This window comes from Actinophytocola sp. (assembly GCF_045807065.1).
Lineage (GTDB): Bacteria > Actinomycetota > Actinomycetes > Mycobacteriales > Pseudonocardiaceae > Actinophytocola.
In genome coordinates this window covers 1-17,107 of sequence record NZ_JBJMIE010000802.1, presented here as the reverse complement: position 1 = coordinate 17,107, position 17,107 = coordinate 1, and the positions used below count along the sequence as shown (strand labels likewise).

At 71.0% G+C, this 17,107-nt stretch carries 14 protein-coding genes; 5 read left to right on the top strand and 9 right to left on the bottom strand.

Annotated elements, in window-relative coordinates:
• Positions 1–137 precede the first annotated feature (137 nt).
• Positions 138–2,864, bottom strand: coding sequence for a lectin (locus ACJ73U_RS46375; protein ID WP_407784193.1), 2,727 nt, complete (start codon positions 2,862–2,864; stop codon positions 138–140).
• A gap of 282 nt (positions 2,865–3,146) precedes the next feature.
• On the opposite strand from ACJ73U_RS46375, the gene ACJ73U_RS46370 reads away from it, so the two are divergent.
• Positions 3,147–4,379 carry a hypothetical protein gene (locus ACJ73U_RS46370; protein WP_407784192.1) on the top strand — a complete coding sequence of 411 codons (1,233 nt, stop codon included), beginning with the start codon at positions 3,147–3,149 and terminating at the stop codon, positions 4,377–4,379.
• A gap of 21 nt (positions 4,380–4,400) precedes the next feature.
• On the opposite strand, the gene ACJ73U_RS46365 is transcribed toward ACJ73U_RS46370, so the two are convergent.
• A complete protein-coding gene (locus ACJ73U_RS46365) occupies positions 4,401–6,062 on the bottom strand; it encodes an NPCBM/NEW2 domain-containing protein (RefSeq protein ID WP_407784191.1) in 1,662 nt (553 codons plus the stop codon).
• A gap of 609 nt (positions 6,063–6,671) precedes the next feature.
• Here ACJ73U_RS46365 and ACJ73U_RS46360 point away from each other — a divergent pair.
• On the top strand, positions 6,672–7,817 hold the full coding sequence (locus ACJ73U_RS46360) for a hypothetical protein (protein WP_407784190.1): 1,146 nt from the start codon (positions 6,672–6,674) through the stop codon (positions 7,815–7,817).
• 115 nt (positions 7,818–7,932) lie between these two features.
• On the opposite strand, the gene ACJ73U_RS46355 is transcribed toward ACJ73U_RS46360, so the two are convergent.
• The 4 genes from ACJ73U_RS46355 to ACJ73U_RS46340 all read right to left on the bottom strand — a co-directional run bounded on the left by ACJ73U_RS46355 (position 7,933) and on the right by ACJ73U_RS46340 (position 12,135).
• A complete protein-coding gene (locus tag ACJ73U_RS46355) occupies positions 7,933–8,895 on the bottom strand; it encodes an acyl-CoA desaturase (RefSeq protein ID WP_407784189.1) in 963 nt (320 codons plus the stop codon).
• 329 nt (positions 8,896–9,224) lie between these two features.
• Positions 9,225–10,094 carry a hypothetical protein gene (locus tag ACJ73U_RS46350; RefSeq protein ID WP_407784188.1) on the bottom strand — a complete coding sequence of 290 codons (870 nt, stop codon included), beginning with the start codon at positions 10,092–10,094 and terminating at the stop codon, positions 9,225–9,227.
• A 1,080-nt stretch (positions 10,095–11,174) separates the two neighbouring features.
• On the bottom strand, positions 11,175–11,624 hold the full coding sequence (locus ACJ73U_RS46345; protein WP_407784187.1) for a DUF6292 family protein: 450 nt from the start codon (positions 11,622–11,624) through the stop codon (positions 11,175–11,177).
• Positions 11,625–11,691: 67 nt separating this feature from the next.
• Complete coding sequence (locus tag ACJ73U_RS46340; protein WP_407784186.1) at positions 11,692–12,135, bottom strand: Hsp20/alpha crystallin family protein; 444 nt, start codon at positions 12,133–12,135, stop codon at positions 11,692–11,694.
• A 103-nt stretch (positions 12,136–12,238) separates the two neighbouring features.
• On the opposite strand from ACJ73U_RS46340, the gene ACJ73U_RS46335 reads away from it, so the two are divergent.
• Positions 12,239–12,850 (top strand): HSP18 transcriptional regulator, encoded by a 612-nt coding sequence (locus ACJ73U_RS46335; protein ID WP_407784185.1) that lies wholly within the window; start codon positions 12,239–12,241, stop codon positions 12,848–12,850.
• A 9-nt stretch (positions 12,851–12,859) separates the two neighbouring features.
• Here the strand turns inward: ACJ73U_RS46335 and ACJ73U_RS46330 are convergent, their stop codons facing one another.
• Positions 12,860–13,324: an OsmC family protein gene (locus tag ACJ73U_RS46330; RefSeq protein WP_407784184.1), complete on the bottom strand. Its 465-nt coding sequence runs from the start codon at positions 13,322–13,324 to the stop codon at positions 12,860–12,862.
• Positions 13,325–13,469: 145 nt separating this feature from the next.
• Here ACJ73U_RS46330 and ACJ73U_RS46325 point away from each other — a divergent pair, with 145 nt between their 5' ends.
• Positions 13,470–15,062, top strand: coding sequence for a phytoene desaturase family protein (locus tag ACJ73U_RS46325; protein WP_407784183.1), 1,593 nt, complete (start codon positions 13,470–13,472; stop codon positions 15,060–15,062).
• Positions 15,063–15,127: 65 nt separating this feature from the next.
• Positions 15,128–16,177 (top strand): NAD-dependent epimerase/dehydratase family protein, encoded by a 1,050-nt coding sequence (locus ACJ73U_RS46320; RefSeq protein ID WP_407784182.1) that lies wholly within the window; start codon positions 15,128–15,130, stop codon positions 16,175–16,177.
• 37 nt (positions 16,178–16,214) lie between these two features.
• On the opposite strand, the gene ACJ73U_RS46315 is transcribed toward ACJ73U_RS46320, so the two are convergent.
• Entirely contained in the window at positions 16,215–16,679 is a 465-nt protein-coding gene (locus ACJ73U_RS46315) for an SRPBCC family protein (RefSeq protein ID WP_407784181.1), read from the bottom strand.
• Between the two features lie 88 nt (positions 16,680–16,767).
• A partial coding sequence (locus ACJ73U_RS46310) for a CoA-binding protein (RefSeq protein WP_407784180.1) occupies positions 16,768–17,107 on the bottom strand: 340 nt, incomplete at its 5' end.

The window sequence follows — 17,107 nt, the reverse complement described above, 5'->3', positions numbered from 1 at the left end:
GCTCGGCGGGTCGGACACCGCCGGCGGCGCCGGCGTCACGCGAGCGGCCGGAGACGTCGCCGGGACCGCCGCCGCCTGCCCGGTGGCCGTCGTCCCGGCGAGCACCAGGGCCGCCACCAGGAGCACGGTCCGCTTCGTCATGGCAGCCGCCAGGTCTGCGCGCCGGTGTTGTTGCAGGTGTAGATCTGCAGCTGGGTTCCGTTGGCGCTGTTGCTGTTCGGCACGTCCAGGCACTTGCCCGACGGCGGGTTCACCAGCGCGCCACCGGACCTGGGCCACCACTGCTGGGCACCGGTGCCGTTGCAGTCCCACAGCTGGACCTTCGTGCCGTCGGCGCGGCCGCTGTTGGCCACGTCCAGGCACTTGCCGAGCGCGCGGACGCTGCCGTCGGAGGCGAGCGTCCACGACTGCGCACCCGAGCTGTTGCAGTCGTACAGCTGGATCGCCGTGCCGTTCGTGGTGGCGCCCTGGTTGACGTCCACGCACTTGCTCGCCAGCCCGCTGATGGCGCCGGTCCGCGCCGGGTTCGGCCCGACGTCGAACGACGGCGGCGCGTCCGCGGCCGCGCTTCCCCAACCGGTGTTCGGTGTGGAGCCGAGGGTGAACGCGAGCGTGCCGCCGCCGTTGACGAACGACTCGGGCAGCCACGCCCGGCTCGACGCGGCGCCGTTCACCGCCAGGCTCTGCACGTACTTCACGCTGTCCGAGGCGTTCGGCGCGGTGACCTCGACGGTGACGCCGTTGCTCCGGCTGATGGTGATCGCCGGGAACTGCGGGCTCGCCAGGACCAGCTCGGCGCGGCCGGGCGTCTCCGGGTACATGCCGAGCGCGGCCCACACCGCCCACGAGGACATCTCGCCGAGGTCGTCGTTGCCGACGTAGCCGTCCGGGGTGGCCTTGAAGATCGACGTGAGCGCACGCCGGACCACGTCCTGCGTCTTGTACGGCGCGCCCGCGTAGGCGTAGGCCCACGGCGTGTTCAGCGTCGGTTCGTTGCCCAGGTAGGCGTTGGGCTTGTCCGGTCCGGCGTTCAGCTGGGTGAAGAACGCGTCGAGCCGCGACAGCACGGCCGCGTTGCCGCCCATCGCGTCGAACAGGCCGCGGTAGTTGTGCGGCACCAGCCAGGTGTACTGCTCGGCGTCGCCCTCCACGTACTCGTTCTGCTGCGTCGGGCTGAACGACGGGAACGTGGCGTCGGTGTTGCGGGGCTGGAGGTAGCGGTTGCCGGACTCGAACAGGTTGCGCCAGTTCTGCGCGCGGCGCAGGTACAGGTCGTAGTTGGTGGTGTCGCCGAGCCGCTGCGCCAGCTGCGACACGGCGAAGTCGGCGCTCACGTACTCCAGCGTGGTGGCCGCCGTGCCCCACACGCCGCCGGTGCCGACCGGGACGTAACCGTAGGCGTCGTACTGGGCGTAGCCCGGCCGCTCCCGGCCGTCGTGGCTCCCGGCGACCATCCGGCGCAGTCCGTCGGCGGCGTCGAAACCCTTGGCGCCGAACGCGTACATGCTCGCCACGATGATCGGCAGCGGGTCGCCGTTCATCACGCCGGTGCCGCCGTTCGCGACGGTCCAGCGGTCGAAGTAGCCACCCTGCGCGGCCTGGTTGATCGCGGACTGGGCGATGTCGGCCGCCCGGTCCGGGGCGAGCAGCGCGACCAGCTGGGTCTGCGAGCGGTAGACGTCCCAGCCGGAGAAGTTGGCGTACTGCGCGTGCCCGGCCGCCGCCGTGTGGACCTGCCCGTCGAAACCGAGGTAGCGGCCGTCGGTGTCGCTGAACACGTTCGGGTGAAGCAGGGAGTGGTAGAGGTTCGTGTACAGGACGCGCCGTTGGGTGTCGGTGCCGCCGCTGACCGCGATGCGGCCGAGGATCCCGTTCCACGCCGCGCGGTTGTCGGCGCGGGCCTGGTCGAAGGACCGGGTGCCGACCTCGGCGGTGGCGTTGGCGCGGGCGCCGTCGAGGCTGACGAACGAGATCCCGACGCGGGCGGTCACCGTGCTGGCGTTGAAGGACACGAACGCGGCCGCGGCCAACGGCTGGACGTCACCGGTCGTGGCCGTCGGCGGCGGCGCCTTCCTGGTGTCCACACCGGACTGCTGCTCGGCGGTCTTCGGCGAGGCGGGCACGGTGCCCTGGCTCGACCCGGTGATGGTCCGCCGGTCGGGATCGACCTTGCCGTCCGCGTTCACCACGCCGGCGGTCGCGAACGACTGGTCGAACGCGACGTTGAAGTAGAGCCGGTAGCGGTTGCCGGCGCCGCAGAACCCGCCGCTGTCGGTGTAGCCGGACAGCGTGTTGGTGCCGACGGTGATCGACCCGCTGGCCGAGTTGAACGCCTTGGCCGCGTCCACGGACAGCGACGCCCGTTGCCCGGCCGGATAGCTGAACCGGGCGATACCCGAACGGGGGGCCGAGGTCAGCTCGGTGCGCACACCGTTGTCGAACGCCACCGAGTAGTACCCGGGTGTCGCGGTCTCGTTGGCGTGCGAGAACGTCGAGTAGCTGACCGGGGACGAACCGACGGTCGGCATGAACGGCACGTTGCCGAAGTCGCTGCACCCCGGCCCGGACAGGTGGGTGAGGCTGAAACCGTAGATCCGGTTGTCGTCGTAGTAGTAGCCGCCGTGCTGGTGGGTGACGGTGTCGGGACTCCACTGGAGCATGCCGAACGGCGCGACCGCACCGGGGAAGGTGTTGCCGGCGCCGCCGCCGTTGCCGAAGTCGGGGCCACCGGGTTTGGTACCCACCAAGGGGTTCACGTACTGGGCCGGGTCGTCGATCGTCACCGCGGCGGCGCTCGCGAGTGGCGCGACCACCACCGCGGCCGCACACGCGAACACGACGGTGAGCACGCGTGATCTGGACATGGTTGACTCCCGCAGGGGTAGGAGTGATGACCAGGAGATTCGGGCGCCCAGGCGTATACCCGAAGGTAGCCGACTTTTCACTGCTTGAGAATAACTTCGGGGGCAACTCAACCAACTTCTGTCCGAAACAAGACAAAGTCAGTCGCTGTACCAATTTGCGAGTGGCGAATAAAAGGGAAGTTAGTACAGGACCCGATCGAATTCAGCCTCGATGATTAGTTGAATCCGGTCCTATACCGTGCCTTGCCGCGGCCGGCCGCGGTCTCCTGTACAAACGTGGTCGTGCGAACTCGCCGCCTCGGCTGCGCCCTGCTGGTCGTCTGGCTCGTCCTCGTCCTCACCCAGCTGATCCTGACCTTCCGCGGGCATCACGTCGGCTGGCTCGGCATCGCGATCGGCGCGGTCACCAGCGCGCTGGTGCTGCTCGGCGGCCCCGGGCTGCGGCCGGCGGAGCCCCGGCCGCGTGCTCGCGCCGCGGTCGTCATCGGTCGGGTGGTGCTCGTCGTCGTGTGGTTGGCGCAGGCGGCGGTCGCCGGGTTCGTCGGGTTCGTGATCGCGGGCGTGCCGGACAACCCCGTGTACGACCTCCGGCTGGTCGTCACGGTGCTGATCGGGTGGACGCTCTCCCGCGTCCGGCTCGCCGGCCGGGCGCTCGTCGGGTTCCCGCCCGCGAGCCGGCTCGGTCCGGGCGTGGTGGTGCGGGGCGTGCTGCTGTTCGCGACGACCGTCGCGGCGGCCGCGTTCGGGCACCAGCTCGAGGCGGCCGCGTCGGTGGTGCTGTGCTGGGTGCCGCTGCACGCCTACGACCTGTTCCACGGCTGGTGGTCGACACCGTTCTTCGCCGTGCCGCTCTCGATCCCGGTCTGGCTCGTCTGGGTCGCCGTGCTGACGGTCGCGGCGGTGTCGCTGATCAACGTGAGCAAGCGGCTCCTCGGCGACGACAACGAGGTCGCCAAGTGGGCCGAGGGCCTGGAGATCATCAAGGTGGAGGTCAACGGCCAGCGCCCGGGCTGCCTGCTGAGCTGGTACGGCTGGACGGGAGAGCCGGTCTCCCCGTGGCGTGCCGCGCGCCTGGCCCGCTTCGCCCACCCGTTCGCCTACGACGAACAGTGGCAGCTCCACCGCCGGATCACCGACGCGCTGCGTGCCGCCGCCCCGGACGAGGACTGGCACGAGTTCCGCGTGGCCTACCGGGCGACGGGCGACCACGAGGAGCTGACCGGCCAGCTCGACGGCCGGCCCTGGCCGGTGCCGGAGGCCGCCGTACGCGACGACCTGCGACGCCTGCGCGCGGGCGGCTACCAGCCCGGCTACGGCACGTGGACCGAACTCGTGATCGAGGTTCGCCCGAACGGCTACTCGGTCGGACCCGCCAGTGGCCCGGTCACGTGGTCGCGCCACCCGACCGACCGGGACCTGTCGACCGACCAGCGCCGGTTTCCCGTGGTGCGCCGCCTGCGCCGGTTCCGGCGAGCACGAGCGGGGCAGCCGGAGATCACCCCCGCACAGAGGTGACCCGGTGGTCACCGGCGCGGATCAGCTACACGTGACGGTCGCGTCGGCCCAGTCGGCGTGGTCGTAGCGCGGACCGTCCACTGTGGGCAGCACGGCCAGGTGGACGTACTGCAGGCCGGTGACGTTCGCGGTGACGCGTTTCGCCGCGTCCGTGCCGTGCACCACGCCGCTGCTGGCGAGCATCGAGCCGTTGCCCCACACCTCCAGCGAGACGCTGCCCTCGTTGCCGGTCTCGTCGTCGACGCCGGCCCAGGCCTGGAACGACGTGCACCGGCCGCCCAGGTAGTACCGGACCTCGCTGCGGGCGTGCGCGCCGAGACCGCGGGCATAGGTGACGCCGCCGATCGTCAACGTGCGGCCGTCGCCCGCCGCCTGCTCGCCGTTGCTGCGGTCCAGCTCCACCGGCCCCCAGGCGCTGGCCGACAGGCTCGCCGGCAGCGCCGACACCTGTGTGGTGCCGGCGGGTGGCGCGGTGAACGTGCCGGCCCTGCTGACCCGGTAGACCACGGTGGCGTGCGCGGGCACGGACGCGCTGATCGTGCCGGTGCTCGTCGTCACCGCCTTGGTCCACAGGTCCCTGAGCTGGTAGGAGGTCGCGTTGCCGAGGCCGGCGGCGCCCGCGGTCGTGCCGAACGTGGCAGTGGAACCGGTCTCGTTGAACAGCGCCACCGCGACGTCGCCGTTGTCCAGCGGCTTGGTCAGCACGTGGTGGCCGCCGGCGTTCGCGATCTCGTTCGCCTGCACGCCGAGGCCGTCCTGGTCGAGGGCGATCACGTCGCGGTTGGTGAGGATGTCGTAGGTGCCCTGGCCGACGCTGCGCAGGTCCGAACCGATCAGCAGCGGCGCGTTCATCATGGCCCACAAGGAGAAGTGGCTGCGGTACTCGGTGTCGGTCATGCCGCCGTTGCCGACCTCGAGCATATCGGGGTCGTTCCAGCCGCCGCGCTGCGCGTTCACCGCGAGGGCCGCGTTCGACTTGAAGATCCCGAGCATGCTGTTCCAGTTGTCGGCGATGTCGTCGGTGGTGCGCCAGCTGTTGCCGACCGGCTGCGCCCAGTCCCACGGCGCGTTCGAACCCCACTCGCAGATGGAGAACAGGATCGGCCGGCCGGTGGCCAGCAACGCGTCACGCATCGCCGTGTACCGCTGCTGCGCGCTCTGCCCGAGGTGGTCGCCGCAGTTGTCGTACTTCAGGTAGTCGACACCCCACGACGCGAACAGGTTCGCGTCCTGCCGCTCGTGGCCGATGGCGCCGGGGAACCCGAGCTCGTTGCAGGTCCTGGTGCCCGCGCTCGTGTAGATGCCGAACTTCAGGCCCTTGCCGTGCACGTAGTCGGCGACCGCCTTGATGCCGTTCGGGAAGCGTGCCGGGTCGGGCACCAGGTTCCCGGCGCCGTCGCGGTTGGGCAGCGCCCAGCAGTCGTCGATGTTGACGTAGGTGTAGCCGGCGTCCCTGAGTCCCCGCGAGACGAAGATGTCCGCGATCTGGCGGACCATCTGCTCGTTGAACTCCGCGCGGCAGTTCGTGGCGTTCCAGTTGTTGAAGCCCATGGCCGGCGTGCTGGCGAGCCCGTTCTCCAGCGCCGCCGCCCTCGGCGCCGAGGCGCCGGCTCCCGACCCCACGACGGTCACCGTCGCCAACAGCAGGACGACCACGGCACCCAACACGGTTCGACGCCTCATCGCGCCGCCTCCGTCCTCGAATCGAACGGCAATGAACGGAAACCCACGAGCATCGTCGAACTCGCACAGCCAGATCGTCAAGGGATGTGCGAATCTGGTGATTACCACCCACAGTGTGCGAACCGCACCAAGATCACACCGCAGCGGGTCCTCCTCGGTCTCGCGGCGGACCGGCACCGCCGCGGCGGCCTCGTGGACGCGGACGAGGTTGTGGTTCGAGGACAGGGCGTGGTGGGACGTCAATCCGCCGCATCCGTGACGCACGGTGCCGCCATGATCACTCGCCACAGAGGTGATCCTCAGCTCATCGCCACGATTCGCGCGGGTCGGCGGGGATCATGTGGTCGAAACGTGAGAAGATCACGGCACACGGCCCGCGTCCCGGGCTGTTCGCCCACGGTTTCACGTCTCCGGCTCGCGAGCACCGAGCGGACCCTGTAGTGGTCGCCGCCGTCACGGTTCGTTTCGTCGTCTGCTCCGCACAGCCCACGCGGCGTCACGTCTCGGTCGACGTCGGGGATGGCTGGCTCCACACATCCCGGGAGATCCACCATCACACTCACCGTCCCCTTCTCGCCTTCAGTGGCTGCTCCTCGCACGCTCTCCGATGTGTACGGCCCCGATGTCGCCGTCTGCGCCCGCCAGCCGATGGAGGTCACCGCGCAGGCGAGCGGGCACCGCCACACCCGCGACGTGTTCTCGGCCAGGCCGATCGCGGTCGCCGCGGACGTGCCGCTGATCTGCAGTGCCGGCGGCACGGATCCGTTGCTGCTGGCACACCTGCGCGATGCCGGCCTGCCCGTGGGCGCCGACCTGCGCGAGTTCCACAGCGAGGCGGAGTTCGAGACACGGGTCCGGGAGGCGATCGGCGACGGCCTGCTGATCTCGATGGAGTACCCGCAGCCGACCACGCTGTGTCCCGACGAACACGCGGTCAAGAGCGCGCGGCTCGTCGGCTACCTGAACAACAAGGCCAGCATCGCGATGCTCGTCGACCCGGCCTTCCAGGCGCGGCGCGGCGTCGTGGCGCGCGCGGACCTCGCCGAGGCGACCCCCGCGGGGAAGTCCTGGGTGCTCAAGGCCGCGACCGACGACGCGCACCGCGGCAATCTCGACGTGTACCTGCACCGGGCGGACGAGCGGGTCACGCTGCCGGCGTTCACCGACGTGCTCCCCGAGTTCGTGCTCGAGGAGTACCTCCACATCCGCCGCAACTGGGGCATCCAGCTCTACATCGCCCCGGACGCGACAGCGCGGCTGCTGGCCGTCACCGAGCAGCGGATCGACGCCACCGGCCTCTACGACGGCGGACGGTTCGGGCTGGTCAGCTCGCCCCCGGCGGTGCTGCTCGCCGAGTGCCTGGCAATCGCCCAGCGCGCGGCCGACCTCGGCTACCGGGGCATGTGCAGCCTCGACTGCGCCCAAACCGCGGACGGCCGGCTCATCATGCTCGACCTCAACTTCCGGATCACCGCGGGCTCGATCCCGTTGCTGGCCCTGCAGTCAGTCCGCCCCGACGCCCTCGACCGGCCGGCCGAGTCCCTGAACCTGACCGTGACCGCCCCACTCGCGGACCTGCTCGCCGACCTGCGCCCGGCCCTGACCGCCGGCGGCCTGCTCGTCGTCGCCGGCCACGACACCACCCGCACCGACAACCCCATCAGACAGAGCACCCTCCACCTGCTGGTCTTCGGCGACGACCCCGACGACGTGACCACCCGTCGCCGCACCCTGGAGGCACGGATCAGCCACTAGCCCGCGGTGAGGCCCACCCTCGACGCACCCACGGTGGGCCCGCACTGGACGCGGCAATGCGCTCGACCAACACGATCGCGCAGGTCGAGCGCGCCGGTGCCCCTACAGCCTGCGCTCATGCGTTCCCGGTAGTTGTTTTCAGTTTGCTCGCGAACCGTTCCGGCTTGGGCCAGCGGACCTTCGACACCCAGCCGAGCTTCTCGAACACCCAGATCACGCGTGCGGAGATGTCGATCTGACCTCGGCGCACGCCGTGGCGGGCGCAGGTGGGGTCGGCGTGGTGGGAGTTGTGCCAGGACTCGCCCATGGAGGCGACGGCCAGTGGCCAGAAGTTGGCGGATCTGTCCCGGGCCTCGTAGGGGCGTTCGCCGATCATGTGGCAGATGGAGTTGACCGACCAGGTGACATGGTGCAGCAGCGCCACCCGGACCAGGCTGGCCCAGAAGAACGCGGTCAGCGCACCCCACCAGGACATGGTGATCAGTCCACCGAGGACAGCCGGTGCGAGCAGGGTGACCACGGTCAGCACGGGGAAGAGCCGGTCGATGCGCTGGATGTCGCGGTCGGCGAGCAGGTCGGGTGCGAACCGCTTGGCGTTGGTCAGCTCCCGTTCGAACATCCATCCCATGTGCGCGTGCCAGAACCCCTTGACCAGCGCGGCCGGCGTGGTGCCGAAACGCCACGGCGAGTGCGGATCGCCTTCCCGGTCGGCGTAGGCGTGGTGACGACGGTGGTCGGCCACCCACCCGACGACCGGGCCCTGCATCGCCATACTGCCCACCACGGCGAGCGCGACCCGCAGGCCACGCCTGGCCTTGAACGCGCCGTGGGTGAAGTAGCGGTGGAACCCGACGGTCACACCGAGACAGGTGAGGGTGTAGAAAAACGCCGCGAGACCGATGTCGACCCAACCGAGTCCCCATCCCCACGCGAACGGCACGGCCGCGACCAGCGCGAGCAGGGGCACGATCGCGAACAGCTTGACCAGGTTGAGCTGCGTTCGGGACTTCTCCCCCGCCAGCATCGGTTCCGGCTCCTGTCGTCGGCCCTCCACGGACCGTTCGAGCATGTCTGTCATACGTCGTTGCCTTCCGGCAGTCGTGTAGCTGTGTCGCCGGTCTGGGCGACTGCAGTAAGGGTGGCCAGCCAGTCACGGCTCAAACTCTGTTGCTCGGACTGAGCGCCACGACCCCCGCCGGCTGGCGGGGGTCGTGGCGTTCGGCGGTGGTGCTAGATGGGGAGGAGGGGGAGGACGACGGCGCTGGCGGCGCTGGCGATGGCGACCACGGCGCCGTTGACAATGCCGAGGACGGAGTCGATCAGGCCGCCGATGATGACGATTCCCATGAGGTGCTCCCTTCGCATTAGCTGGATGAGAATCTGTTCGTGCGCCCGGGCGTGGTTGACCTACCCGGTGCAGTTGGGTACTGCCGGGACGCTGCCGACACAGTTGTTGGGGGTGTTGGCGGTGATGGGCGAGTTGGTGGTGGTCATGGTGCCGCCCTGGCGGTAGACGCCGCCGGAGTTGCCCAGGAGCAGCAGCGCGTGGTTGTTGGTGACCGCGGTCTGAGTGAGGGTCGTCGCGGTGGAGTTGACCGCGGAGATCCCGCCGCCGCGGCCGGCGCTGTTGCCGGTGACGAACAGCGGGCTACCGGTGACACCGGTGACCGTCAGCGTGCCGCGCAGGCCGTTGTAGATGGCGCCGCCGTCGCCGAGGAGAGTGAGGTTGCCCGACAGCGGACTGTTGGTGAACGTCGCGGCGGGCGCGGTCCCACTCGGGGTGTCCGCGTTGGCCAGGCCGCCGCCGTTGCCGGTGGCGGTGTTGCCGGTCAGGGTGCTGCCGGTCAGGGTGACCGCGCCCCGGTTGAGGATGCCGCCCCCGTCACCGACCACGTTGCCGCCGGTGAACGCGACACCGGTGGTGAGAGTGAGGCTGCCGGTCGGACCGACCTCGGCGATCCGGAACAACCCCAGGCCCAGCAGCGAGGCGTTGGTGACGGTGGCGGGACCGATCATCTCGATCGGGGTGGTGATCACCGGCAACGCGTTCGCGGCGCCACCGTGGCTGGTGGTCATGCCATAAGTACAGCCACCCGCCAGCACGAGGGTGTCCGAGGTGGGGGTGGAGTTGGCCAGGTTCACCGCCGCGACCAGAGCGTTCTCGCTACACGCCACGGGGATGGTGATGGCCTGCGCCGCCGGAGCCAACGCGACCAAACCTCCGGCTGCGATGGTGACCCCGAACAAGGCCTGGACAATGGTGCGAATACGTCGCATGACGACTTCATTTCCTTGAACACACTAGAAACTACCGCCTCGACGCGTCGCGTCGACGGGAGAAATATCGCCCAAAATCTCAGCTCGTGATCCGTGGCCCGAAATAGTTCGCGGGTAGATCATCCCGCCGAGACCTGTGGCAACAATCGACAGCCTACCGCTTCACCCAGATAACCGATACCCCAGTATCCCAAAACGGCGGTACGCAACAAATATTTTCACCCAGCGCCTCGTCAAATGTTGGTTTGGTGCGATAATTGATCTTTCGGCCGGCGGTGTCCATCCTGGTCCGAACGTGATGGCGGGATTCGGAAGGGATGGTTGTGGGTCGACCACCGGGAGCGTTCGTGCGGCGGTTTTCACTGATCGAGGGGCGGCGGTTTGCAACGGATCTACCGCATGATCAAGGACCGGGTGCGGTCGCGGGTGGTACGGCTGGCTGCGACTCAAATCTTACGCGGTGCCCCGAACGAGGCATGGAGCAAGCACCGGGTGGCGTGACACGCCCGCCGGGGAAGAGTTCCGGAACGACTGCGTTCGAATTTGTCGACACCAAAGACCAGTAACCTACCCCCTGCGGCAACACAGTTAATCTTCGACCCCAAGACAGACGTTCATCCACCCAGCCAGCACGAAATATGCTATAATCAAGAGACTCGAATTTGGAGCTGGCTAGTTATTGATCACCGATGACCGCTCCCGCGGGACGTTTGAGAAGCTACTCAACCACCATCGGTCGAAGTTCCAGAAAAGTCCTCATGCGACACGATCGCACAGTTCTCACCCTTGCCGCGGCCATCGTTCCCGCCGCCGGCACCGCTCTGCTGCTCCCCCTGACCGCCGCAACGTTCGGGCACAGGCCAGCGGACATGGGTGGCCCAACCGAGCCATCGATCTAGGAGTAGTGCACGAAGACGTCAGGGCCGCCTCGCGGGCGAGCGTTGGAGCCCACGCCTCACTCGCGCCGAGGCGGTGCCCATCACCGCGCACCGCGACTGGGTTCCGGTGCGTCGCTACCGCGTCCTCTACGGGTCATGAACACCGTGGCCGCTCTGTGGGAGTCCTCTGTGGACTACCGCTTCACCTTCTGACCGGTGGCCAGGGCTGCCGGGCGCGGAGCAGGGTGTCGAGGTCGGCGAGGGTGCCGGCGGTGCGGATCGTCGGTGGGTCCAGGCGGCCGACGCGGTGGTCGTCGTCGCGTAGGGCGGCGAGGAAGCGGGTGATCTGGGTGGGCGGCGGGGCGATGGTGGTGCCGCCGAGGTAGCGGATGACGATCAGGTCCTCGCCGGAGTGGGTCTCGATCGCGGCGGACCAGCCGTGCACCTCGTCCCACAGGAGGGCCACGTCGCGGTCGGGGTAGGCGGGTAGCCGCTCGTCCAGTGCGATGTAGGCGGAGACGGGCGTGTCGTGGTCGACGGTGCACGACTCCAGGCCGATGGCGAGTGCGTTCGTGACCTCGGCCAGGTAGGCGTGGAGCGCGGCGATGGCGGGGTGGGGATGGCCCGTCGAGTAGTGCAGTGATGCGGTCACGGGAGGGGTCTTTCGTGAACGGAAGCCTGTGCGGGACCGGTGGCGCCGGTCCCGCACAGGAACGCGGTCAGGCCTGGATCTCCTTGCGGTCGGACTCGGCGCCGGCGATCTTGATGCGCCGGGGCTTGGCCTTCTCGGCGACCGGGATGCGGAGGGTCAGCACACCCGCCTCGTAGTCGGCGGTGATGTGGTCCGCGTCGAGGGTGTCACCGAGGAACAGCTGGCGCGAGAAGACGCCGAGGGGCCGCTCGGAGACCTGCATCTGGATGTCGTCCCCGCCGGGCAGCGGGCGCCGCTCGGCCTTGACCGTCAGGACGTTGCGCTCCACGTCCAGCTCGATGGCGTCGGGGGTGACGCCGGGCAGGTCGAAGCAGACGACGAACTCGTCGCCGGCGCGGTAGGCGTCCATCGGCATCGCGGCCGGCTTGGACCAGGTCCCGGGGGCCGCCGTGCCGAGCATCTGCTGGGCGAAGCGGTCCAGCTCGCGGAACGGGTCGGTGCGCATCAACATCGGTCCTCCTCCTTGATCGACGTTTGGCTGGTGTCAACACGCACCACTGTTCTAACATGTCATCGAAGCGATGACAAGTCCTGAGTCGTCAGGAGGATGACAAATGACGGAGGCGGACCCGACCCGGGCCGTTCGAGGCGTGCACGAGGTCGTGCTGGCGGCCCGGCGCGGCGACGTGCCGTCCGACCAGGTCCTGGCGGCGCTGGCCGCGTTGCGCTCGGTGCGCGACCAGCTCGGCGGCTGGGAACCGGAGCTGATCGCGGCGGCCCGGGCCGGCGGCGCCAGCTGGGCCGCTCTCGCCCCCGCGCTCGGCGTCGCGAGCCGGCAGGCCGCCGAGCGGCGGTTCCTGCGCCTGCGCCCGTCGACCACGGGCGAGACCACCGGCGAGGCACGCGTGGACGCCGAGCGCGACCGGCGGGCGGGCGACCGCGCGGTCGCGGACTGGGCGCGGCGCAACTCCGCGGTCCTGCGGCAGCTGGCCGGTCAGGTCAGTGCCCTGGACGGACTCGACGCGGCGGCACGGGAGAGCGCCGACCGGCTCGGCGCCGCCCTCGGCGACGACGACGTCACCACCCTGCTGCCACCACTGGACGCGGTCCGCGCGCACCTGACCGACGCCCACGCCACCCTGGCCGACCGGCTCGGTGCCATCAGCGAGCACACCGACCAGCTGCGCCGCGAGGCGGCCGGGAACCGGCGCACCCGCCCCAGCTGAGGGGGCGCGCTACCGCACCACCGGCAGGTGCCGGACGGGGAAGCTGACCGACCTGGCGATGAAGCACTCCTCGTGCGCCTGCTGGTGCAGCGCCTCGGCCCTGTCGACCATGGCCGCGTCGGCGACGGTCACCTCGGGGCGCAGCACGACCTCGGCGAACCGCCCGCTGTTGCCCGGTTCCTCACGCATGACCCCGCTCGCGGCGTCGGTGTAGCCGGTCACGACCACGCCGGCGCGAGCGCACAGCGACAGGTAGGTGAGCATGTGGCACTGCGACAGCGCGGCGACCAGCAGCTCCTCCGGGTTCCACCGGTCCGGCGTACCCCGGAACGCCGGGTCGGCACTGCCGCGCAGCGGTGGCCTGCCGTCGACGAGGACGTCGTGGTCGCGGCCGTAGCCGCGGTAGGTGGCCGTGCCGGACCCGGTGTCGCCGGTCCAGCGCACGGTGACCTGGTAGTGGTGTTCCCTGCTCACGCTGATGCTCCTCCGGGTGCTCGCGGGACCTCGGGGGGAACGTATCCGAGCACGGCAGCGCCGAGCGGGGTGTGGCGACCGGAGAAGAACGGGCAGATGACCGGGTACACGCGTCACCCAGGGTGAAGCGGGGTACATATCCGCCATGCCTGACAGCGAGACCGTCGACGCGGTCGTGATCGGTTCGGGACCCAACGGGTTGGTCGCCGCGAACGTGCTGGCCGACGCCGGCTGGGAGGTGCTGGTGCTGGAGGCCCAGGACCAGCCCGGCGGCGCCGTGCGCACCGCGCAGATCACCGCGCCCGGGTTCCGCAACGACCTGTGCAGCGCGTTCTCCCCGCTGGGCGCCGCCTCGCCCGTGCTGGCGGACCTGGCGCTCGCCGAGCACGGGTTGCGGTGGCGGCACGCGCCCGCGGTGCTCGCGCACGTGCTGCCCGACGACCGGCACGTGCTGCTGTCCCGCGACCTGGACCGCACGGCCGAGTCGGTGTCGACCTTCGCGCCCGGGGACGGTGCCGCCTGGCGGACCGAGTACGCGCGGTGGCAACGCGTCCGCGACTCGCTGCTGGCGTCGATCACGCGCCCGTTCCCACCGCTGCGGGGCGCCGCCGGGCTGACCCGCGCGTTAGGCCCCGACCTGCTGCGGCTGGCCAGGATGGTCACGCTCACCGCGCGCCGGCTCGGCACGGAGCGGTTCGCCGGGCAGGGCGCGCGGCTGCTGCTGGCCGGCAACGCCATGCACACCGACCTCGGCCCGGACAACGCCGGCAGCGGCATCTTCGGCTGGCTGCTGACCATGCTCGGCCAGGACGTCGGCTACCCGGTGCCCGAGGGCGGCGCCGGCTGCCTGACCGACGCGCTCGTCCGCCGGCTGTCCAGCCGCGGCGGCCGGCTGACCTGCGGTCGCCGCGTCGTCGACGTGCTGGTCGCGAACGGGAAGGCGGTGGGTGTGCGCGACAGCGGCGGTGAGCTGGTCCGGGCCCGCCGCGCCGTGCTGGCCGACGTCCCGGCGCCGACGCTGTACCAGGACCTCGTCGGCGCGGACCACCTGCCGGCCCGCTTCCTGTCCGACCTGGAGTCCTTCACCTGGGACAACGCCACGATCAAGGTCGACTGGGCGCTGTCCGGCCCGGTGCCGTGGACCGCCGCCGAGGTCGGCACGGCCGGCACCGTCCACCTCGGCGCGGACCTCGACGGGCTCGCCGGCGCCAACAACGACCTGGCGTGCGGGCGGCTGCCCCGCGACCCGTTCCTGCTGCTGGGCCAGATGACCACGGCGGACCCGTCCCGCTCACCCGCCGGCACCGAGTCCGTGTGGGCCTACACCCACGTCCCGCGCGGCCAGACCTGGACGGCGGACCGGCTGCGGCGGCGCGCGGACCGGATCGAGCAGACCATCGAGCGCAACGCACCCGGCTTCCGGGACCGGATCATCGCCCGCGCCATCTCCGGCCCGGCGGAGCTGCAGGAGCACAACGAGAGCCTGGTCGAGGGCGCGATCAACGCCGGCACCTCGGCCATCCACCAGCAGCTGTTCTTCCGCCCGGTGCCCGGTCTCGGCCGCGCCGACACCCCGGTCGACCGGCTGTTCCTGGCGAGTGCGTCGGCCCATCCCGGCGGCGGCGTCCACGGCGCCCCCGGCGCCAACGCGGCCCGCGCGGCCCTCGCCCGCGACGGCGTGGCCGGCCCCGCCTACCACGCCGTGATCAGTGCCGCCCACCGCCTGCTCTACCGCTGACCCGTGTCACATCCGACTCCGGGGGTAACCGCCGGAATGGCCACAGTGGACAGTCGGGTGCCGGCGTGAAGGTCGTCATCGCCGGCGCCAGCGGCAACGTGGGTACCGCGTTGCTGCGGGCACTCGCCGGCACGGGCTGGGAGCTGGTCGGGCTGGCCAGGCGCCCGCCGGGCACCGGCACCGCGCCGTACTCGGCCGCGCGGTGGGTGACGTGCGACCTCTCCTCGGCCGGCGCGCCCACGGTGCTGCGCGAGGTGTGCGCGGGCGCCGCCGCGGTGGTGCACCTGGCGTGGGCCGTCTACCCCCTGACCACCGAGCCGCCCATGGCGCGCACCAACGCCGGCGGCACCGAGCGGTTGCTCGCCGCCGTCGCGGCCGCCGCCGTGCCGCACCTGGTCTGCGCGTCCTCCGTGGCCGCGTACCGCCCGGCCGGCGAGCGGCCGGTGACCGAGGACTGGCCGCTCGACGGGGTCCCCGGAAGTGCCTACAGCGCGGGCAAGGCCACGCTCGAGAGCGACCTGGACACCTTCGAGCGCCGGCACCCGCACGTGCGACTGACCAGGATCCGCCCCTGCGGCATCGTCCAGCGCGACGCGGCGACGGAGCTGGCGAGCTGGCTGCTCAGCCCCCTGCTACCCCGGCGCGTGCTCGGGCGACGCTGGCTCCCGGTGCCGCTGTGGCCGGGCCTGCGGCTGCAGGTCGTGCACGCCGACGACGTGGCACAGGCGATTCGGCTCATCCTCACCGAACGCGCCACCGGGGCGTTCAACCTCGCCGCCGACCCCGTGCTGCGTGCCCCGGCCGTGGCGAGGATCGTGGGCGGCGCCTTGCTGCCGACCCCGCTCACCGCCCTGTCGGGCGCGGCCTGGCTCGGCTGGCGGCTGGGGGTGCAACCCCTGCACCCGGGCTGGCTGCGCCTCGCGGACCAGGCGTCCATCGTGGACAGCGGACGCGCGCGGCGGGAGCTGGGGTGGTCACCCGCGTACGGCGCCGCCGAGGCCGTGGCCGAGTTCGTCACCGCCGCCCGCGAGCGGCACCGGGGCGCCAGCCCACCGCTGTGCCCGCCGGAGCCGCTGCGGTTCGGCCGGCCCACCCGCCAGAGCCAGCGGACCTAGCGGCCCTGGTCGGTCCCGGCTAGCGGACCCGGATGCCTCAGCCCGACGTCCCGGACTGGCGTGCCTGCTCGCGCCCGCGTGCCCGGTCGCAGAGGCGGCGCAGCGACTCCCGGTTGCGTGGCACCAGCAGCAGGGCCTGCGCCGCGTTCGGCAGCAGTCTTCCCGGGCCGCGGATGACGCGCTCGGACATGCGCACCTCGGTGACGTCCGGCTGCTTCTCGGTCAGCTCCAGCCGGACCAGGGCGGTGCCGAACGGCCACAGGCGGGCCTCCAGCTCCAGCATCCGCTGTGGCTCGACGGCACGGACGATGGTCACGTCGTTCACCGTCGCCGGCCAGGCGCCCAGGCTGTGGTGGATCCGCGTCCCCACCTGCGGCCACCCGTCGTCGACGGCGCGGATGTGCGTGGCCCCCACCACCCAGCCCACGTACGACCACCCGTCCGCGAGCACCGCGAACACGTTCTCCGGCGACGTCGGCACCAGCGTGGTGACCTCGGGCATTGGTTCGTCTCCCCTCGTTGGTTCGCGAGGGGCGGAGTACCCCGGCCGTGCTGGCGCACACGTGGCGGCCCGGCGGGGGTGACCCTGGCTACTGGAGCCCGGACCGGACCGAGGTGATCCGCTGGGTGTTGAAGCCCAGCCAGTGCATGCGGCCGACGTAGCGGGCGTGCTCGACCTTGATGCAGCGGTCCATGATCACGCTGACGCCGCCGTGCTCCGCGATCTCGGCGCCGGTCTCGTTGACGACGCCGAACTGGCACCAGAGCGCGCCGGCGCCGATCTGGACCGCCTGCTCGGCGATCTGCGGGAGTGCGTTCGGTGCGCGGAAGACGTTGACGATGTCCACGTGCTCGGGGACGTCCAGCAGGCTCGCGTAGCTGGTCTCGCCGAGGATCTCGGTGGCGCGGGGGTTCACCGGGATCACCCGG